Raw genomic sequence first — 6,092 nt, 5'->3', positions numbered from 1 at the left:
GCGGAAGGTCGTCGGCAGCGGCAGAGGTGTTTAAGAGACAGCGCCGGGTCCGAGCCCACCCCCGCCGGCCGCTCAGCTCGTCACCCGCACGGAGCCTGCATCTGGCGGGTGGGCGGACCTGGCGATCGCCCGACTCTGACAGGAGGTGTCCAGTGGCCGAGATCGGTTACCAGACCGCCCCGCTCGCCGGATGGTCGGCTCTCCTCGACGAGGCCGACTCCGATCCCGACTTCCAGTGGCCGAAGTCGATCGCCATCACGGACCGGATGCGCCGAGATGACACGCAGGTCGCCTCGATGCTGCGCGCCGTGTTCCTCCCGCTGCTGGAGTCCGAGTGGACTCTGGATGCAAGCGGCGTTCGTCCCGAGGTCGCCGACCACGTGTCACGGAATCTGTCGCTCGCGATCAAGGGCGTGCCCTGGGAGGCACCGCTACGCACCAAGGGTCGCTTCACGTTCGCAGAGCACCTGCCGCTCGCCCTTCTCGAGCTCGTGCACGGGCACTCCGTGTTCGAGCAGGTCTACGACGTTGACGCGTTCGGCCTCGCGATCATCAAGAAGCTCGCCTGGCGGCCGCCGCGCACCATCGCGAGCTTCGATGTCGCTGCTGACGGCGGCCTCGTCGCCATCCGTCAGTTCGGGATCGCACTGTCCAGCCCGGACCTCTCCCGCGCGTCGTTCGTCTCGACCGGCGTGCTCGGCACGCGCATCCCGGTCGACCGCCTCGTCGTCTACGTCAACGAGCGCGAAGGCGCGAACTGGGCCGGCGTCTCGCTCCTGCGCCCGGCCTACAAGATGTGGCTCCTCAAGGACCGCACGCTGCGGGTCCAGGCTCTGGCATCCGACCGCAACGGTCTCGGTCTGCCGATCTACACCAGCGCCCCTCCGCCCGAGGGCGCCTCCTACGAGGAAAAGCTGAAGTGGCTCGACGCCGAGATCGCTCGCGGCCTGACCATCGCACGCGGCGCTCGAGCGGGCGACACCGCTGGTGCATCGCTGCCGAACGGCGCGAACCTCACCGTCACCGGCGTCGAGGGCAACCTGCCGGACCTGGACAAGCAGATCCGGTACTACGACGAGCAGATCGGCCGCGCGGCGCTGACGAACTTCCTCAGCCTCGGCGGCGACAACTCGACCGGTTCCTACGCGCTCGGCGACACGTTTGAGAACTTCTTCACGAAGTCGCTCAACGCGCTCGCCCGGCACATCGCCACCATCTTCCAGCAGTACGTCATCGAGGACCTCGTCGACGCGAACTGGGGGGAGACCGAGCCCGCGCCGCGGATCGTCCCGCCGAAGATTGGCGCCGAGCACCCCGCCACCGCGGAGTCCATCCGTGCGCTGCTCGACGCCGGCGCGATCCGGTGGGACCCCACGCTCGAGGCGCACCTGCGGGCGCAGTACGGCCTTCCGGTCCGCGCGACCGACGCGAGCGACTCTGCGACCGACGTCGACCCGCGCGCCGCGCGTGCCATCGCCGAGGTCGTCCAGAAGTCGTACCTCGGCGTCGGTCCCGTGCTCACCCGCCGTGAAGCGCGCGAGATCGCGCGACAGGCGGGCGCTCGCATCGATCCCAATGCCGCGCCCACGAACGACGACGCCGAGGAGGCCGCCTGATGACCACGACCCCGAACATCGGCGACCTGCTCGCCGGACGCGACTGGTTCCGCCTGCACCAGGAGGAAGGCAGCCGCGCCGCCGTGCTGCACGTCTACGGCACGATCGGCAGCTCCGAATGGTGGGACGACGTGTCGTCGCCGAGCCTCGTGCGTGAGCTGGAAGGTCTCGACGTCGACGACATCACCGTCTACGTGAACTCGCCCGGTGGCGTCGCCGACGACGGTATCGCGATCATGAACGCGCTCGCCCGCCACAAGGCCACAGTCACCATGAAGGTCGACGGACTCGCCGCGTCGGCCGCGACGATCATCTTGCTCGGCGCCGACAAGGTCGTCGCCGGAGCGGGCTGCCGGTTCATGATCCACGACGCCTGGTCGATCGCATGGGGCTCGGCATCCGCGCTGCAGAAGACCACGGAACGTCTCGAGAAGCTCTCGCAGACGATCGCGGGGCTGTACGCACAGCGCGCAGGCGGCGATGTCGAATCGTGGCGCGCGGCCATGGTCGAGGAGACCTGGTACACGGCCGAGGAAGCCGTCGAGGCGGGCCTGGCAGACGAGGTCGCACCCATCCACGCGCCCGCTGCCGACGACGGCGAGAGCGCCGCTCAGAACGTCATCCCCATCGCCGACGCCGCACGCGCCTTCGGATGGCGCCACCTCGGCCGTGAAGCCGCGGCGGCCCCGTTCATCCCTCCCCGCACCGATGCCCCAGCGCGCGGCGCGGCCACAGTCCTTCCGAGCTCGCCCGAGCCGGAGGCCACCAACCAGAAGGAGAAGCTCACCATGAGCGCAACCATCCGGGCTGGACTCATCGAACGGCTCGGCGTGAAGGACGCCGACATCTCGGACGAGAACCTGCTTGCAGCTCTCGACGAGACGCTCGAGGAGCAGGCCGACCCCACCCCCGGCACGGCCAACGCGTCCGCGTCCGCGCCGGCCGAGGGGACCATCGTCGTGGACCGCACGGTCTGGGAGCAGACTCAGGCCAACGCGCAGCGCGGAGCCGAGGCCCGCGCCGAGCAGGACCGCACCCGCCGCGACGGCATGATCACCGACGCTCTGCGCGCCGGGAAGATCACGCCGAAGTCGAAGGACGAGTGGCGCTCCCGTCTCGACAAGGACGAGACCGAGTTCGGCGCCGTCCTCGCGAGCCTGCCCGCCAACGGTGCCCTCGCCACCGAGGAGATCGGTCACGCCGTCGGCGAGGCCGACGACAACTCCGCCTACCCCGCCCACTGGAAGCGCTGAGGAGCGTCATCATGGCCAACGAGTCCATCCCGCTGTACCGCCCGGGCGACGACATCACCGCGACCGCCTCCGGCGCCATCGTCGGTAAGACGTTCGTCGACATCACCGGCGCGGTGAACGCCGCCAACGGTACCCCGATCACCGTGGCCACCGCCACGGCCGCCGCGCTCAGCGTCGGCGTCGCGTCTCGCGACACGGCCGCCGGCGCGAAGCTCCAGGTCATCCGCGGCAAAGGGCAGATCCTGCCCGTCACCGCGGGCGGCACGATCGCGGCGTTCGCCGAGGTCGAGATCGGAGCGAACGGGCGTGCCGTCACGCTCGCATCCGGCAAGGCCCGCGGCCGCGCCTGGTCGGCCGGAACCGCCGGTAACGACGTCTTCATCGAGCTCTACTGAGAGAGGAGAGCAACATGCCCACACCCAACGCGGCCGCGTACCCGCTCGCGAATCCGACGGTCAACGGCTCCACCATCACGGTGGAGACGATGCTGAACCAGCCCACGCGCATCACGCGCTACCTGTCGGACATCACCCTCCGCAACTACATCTCGCCCCTGATCTTCTCCACCCCGGGATCGGTCAGCGGCGGCGCGGTCATCTACGACCAGCTCACGCTGAACGACCTGTTCCCCACGCGTGATGTTCAGGAGGTCGCGCCGGGCGCCGAGTTCCCGAACCTCACGTCGGAGAACCCGACGCCGAAGGTCGCTGCCGTCGAGAAGCACGGTGGCAAGTTCTTCGTCCTCGACGAGGCACGCGATCGCAACGACGGCGGCGTCATCCAGCGCGAGGGTCGCAAGATCATGAACTCCATGGTCCGGCGACAGGACGCGCGTGGCATCGCGATCGTGGACGCGGCCCTCGCGGAGTACCCGTCGCAGGTCGTCGCCGGCACGAACTGGGGGAACGTCGTCACCGGCGGTGCCAGCCAGACGAACGCCGGTCTCTGGCCCGGTGCTGACATCGCCCGCACACAGACCATGGCCGACAAGCAGGAGCTCGGCGTCGTCATCGACACCCTCATCTTGCACCCCGACCAGGCGCTTCAGCTTCGGCTCGTGTACGGCGACGACCTGACCGACCTGCTCGACTCGTACGGCATCGAGAACTTCGAGGTGTCGAACCGCGTCACCGCGGGCACGGGCTACGCGCTCGCCGCTCGCCAGCCGGGGGAGATGCGTCCCGAGAAGCTGCTCGGCACGGAAACGTGGCGTGAGCCGGAGACGGAGCGCACGTGGGTGCAGACCAGCGCGCGATTCGTGTCGTACATCACGGACCCGTACTCGATCTTCAAGCTGACGGGACTGGCCGGCTGATGGCCTCCCGCATCGTGAAGCTGGGCTACGTCGTCTTCACCGACGTCGATGGCCGTCCGATCACCGGATACCAGGGCGAGACGGTCGATGTGCACGACGACGACCTCGAGCGCTTCGACAGCGTCAACGTCCTCCCGGGCGGCGACTCGGCGGATGCCGCCAAGATCCTCACCCAGGTCGACATCGACGAGGCCGTCGCCGCTGCGCTCGACGAGAAGGACGAGGAACTCGCCGAGGCCCGGAAGGCTCTCGACGACGACATCGCCGCGTTCGAAGCCGCGAAGGCGCAGGCCAAGGACGCAGTCGCGGCCGAGGTGGCGCAGCTCGAAGCCGCGAAGGAAGAGCTGGCGCGCGAGCGTGGGGCCTTCGACGCCGAGAAGGCCGCGGCGGCCGAGCCCGAGAAGAAGACGACCGCTCGCACGGCTGCTGCGAAGCAGTCCTGAGCAGGCAGGGGGCGATGGTCATGATCACACCCGAGGATTTCCCTGGTGTGGCCGAAGACGTGGCGCGACGGATCCTCGTCGCGGCGCGTTCCATCGCTCCCTGCATCGATTCGTTCGAGGACGAGTCCGAAGAGCGGAAGAACGCCCTGGCGATCCTCCGTGGCATTGCTGCTGAGGTGCCGTCGCCCGGGTCCCGGCGTGTCCGCGCGCAGGCCATCGGACCTGCGCGTGTGGACTACTGGAACTCTGACACCTGGACGGATGCCGACCGCAGCGCCCTTCGTTCCCTGTGCGGCTCCTTGGCCCCGTCCGGCGGCCCGTTGGGGAGTTTCCCCCTGGACCGCCCCCTGTCCCGGTTGTGGCCGGAGACGAACGCATGAGCTTTCCCAGCGGGCAGACGGTCGAACGACTGCGCGCGAAGCGCGAGGCCAGCCCCTACAACCCGAGCAAGACCGTCCCGGCGAACTGGGACAACCCCGACATCCTCCTGATCCCCGGCGCGTTCGTCGCTCAGACGTCGACGTCCCGCCTCGGGAACGCCACGCGGGAACAAGCCATGGAGGCCAAGTCGCTGTTCTGCGGAGCCGCCGATGTGCGCAAGGGCGACAGGATCCGGGTCGGCGGCGACGTCTACACGATCGACGGCATCCCGCCGGCACCCGACACGAACCCGTGGACCGGCTGGACGCCGCCGCGAGAGATCCCGCTGACCAGATACGTCGGCTGACCCGAGGGAGGCACCATGGCCCGTCGCGACGTGGAGATCCGCTTCAACCAGCCGGTCATGGATCGCATTCTCGAATCGCCCCAGGTGATCGAAGCAACGCGGCAGGTCGCCGAGCGCGGCATGGCCGCGATCGTCGCGTCCGCTCCGGAGGACACCGGCGCCTACAAGCGCGGCTTCCGGCTCGAGTCGCGCAAGTCTCGATTCCGCACCGTGTGGCGGATCGTCGGCCGCGACTCCAAGACCCTGCTCATCGAGTCCCGCCGCGGCGTCGTGGTCCGCGCGATGAAGGGCCTCCGCCGCCGTGGTTAGGGTCACCCCACCCGACTTCGAGCTGTGGCTCACCGGGTACGTCCGTGCGCTCGCTGCCGCCGAGGAGATCGACGTCGACGTCGACAACGTCGAGCCCGACGACCTCACCGTCGAGATGGAGCGTCCGCTGATCGTCCTCCGCGACGACAGCGGACCCCGCAGGGACGTCCCGACGTTCGATCGCTCCGTGGGGGCGACGGTGCTGGGCGGGTCCAAGGCGTTCCCCAAGCCGATCAACGACATCGCGCGGTGGCTGTCTGCCGTCCTCTCGGACGAGGCGATCGTCACCGCGCCCGACAGTCCTATCGCGTCGGTCGAGCTGGACGGGTTCAACGGCCCGTATCCGGTGAATGACGCGCTCGACGTGGCTCGGCGGTACCAGACCGCTCAGTACACGGTCGTCGGTTCCTGGTAGCCGACGCCAACCCC

9 protein-coding genes are annotated in these 6,092 nt (G+C 69.1%); all 9 read left to right on the top strand.

What is annotated here, in order from left to right:
* Positions 1-152 precede the first annotated feature (152 nt).
* From NS220_RS02110 to NS220_RS02070, 9 genes are read left to right on the top strand one after another with little or no spacing between them, the layout of a single operon-like run.
* Positions 153-1,616, top strand: coding sequence for a phage portal protein family protein (locus tag NS220_RS02110; protein WP_058622455.1), 1,464 nt, complete (start codon positions 153-155; stop codon positions 1,614-1,616).
* Positions 1,616-2,869: a head maturation protease, ClpP-related gene (locus tag NS220_RS02105; RefSeq protein WP_058622454.1), complete on the top strand. Its 1,254-nt coding sequence runs from the start codon at positions 1,616-1,618 to the stop codon at positions 2,867-2,869. The genes NS220_RS02110 and NS220_RS02105 overlap by 1 nt, the downstream gene beginning before the upstream one ends.
* An 11-nt stretch (positions 2,870-2,880) precedes the next feature.
* Positions 2,881-3,264 carry a capsid cement protein gene (locus NS220_RS02100; RefSeq protein ID WP_058622453.1) on the top strand — a complete coding sequence of 128 codons (384 nt, stop codon included), beginning with the start codon at positions 2,881-2,883 and terminating at the stop codon, positions 3,262-3,264.
* Between the two features lie 14 nt (positions 3,265-3,278).
* Positions 3,279-4,184: a major capsid protein gene (locus tag NS220_RS02095; RefSeq protein ID WP_058622452.1), complete on the top strand. Its 906-nt coding sequence runs from the start codon at positions 3,279-3,281 to the stop codon at positions 4,182-4,184.
* Positions 4,184-4,627: a hypothetical protein gene (locus tag NS220_RS02090; RefSeq protein ID WP_058622451.1), complete on the top strand. Its 444-nt coding sequence runs from the start codon at positions 4,184-4,186 to the stop codon at positions 4,625-4,627. The genes NS220_RS02095 and NS220_RS02090 overlap by 1 nt, the downstream gene beginning before the upstream one ends.
* A 20-nt stretch (positions 4,628-4,647) precedes the next feature.
* Entirely contained in the window at positions 4,648-5,007 is a 360-nt protein-coding gene (locus NS220_RS02085) for a hypothetical protein (protein ID WP_153004116.1), read from the top strand.
* Positions 5,004-5,354: a hypothetical protein gene (locus NS220_RS02080; protein ID WP_058622449.1), complete on the top strand. Its 351-nt coding sequence runs from the start codon at positions 5,004-5,006 to the stop codon at positions 5,352-5,354. The genes NS220_RS02085 and NS220_RS02080 overlap by 4 nt, the downstream gene beginning before the upstream one ends.
* A gap of 15 nt (positions 5,355-5,369) precedes the next feature.
* Positions 5,370-5,663, top strand: coding sequence for a hypothetical protein (locus NS220_RS02075; protein ID WP_058622448.1), 294 nt, complete (start codon positions 5,370-5,372; stop codon positions 5,661-5,663).
* Positions 5,656-6,078, top strand: coding sequence for a hypothetical protein (locus NS220_RS02070; RefSeq protein WP_058622447.1), 423 nt, complete (start codon positions 5,656-5,658; stop codon positions 6,076-6,078). Before NS220_RS02075 ends, NS220_RS02070 begins: the two co-directional genes overlap by 8 nt.
* Positions 6,079-6,092: the final 14 nt, after the last annotated feature.

Origin of the sequence: Microbacterium testaceum (genome assembly GCF_001476655.1) — a bacterium.
GTDB classification, from domain to species: Bacteria; Actinomycetota; Actinomycetes; order Actinomycetales; family Microbacteriaceae; genus Microbacterium; species Microbacterium testaceum_C.
This window is presented reverse-complemented; position numbering and strand designations above follow the sequence as displayed.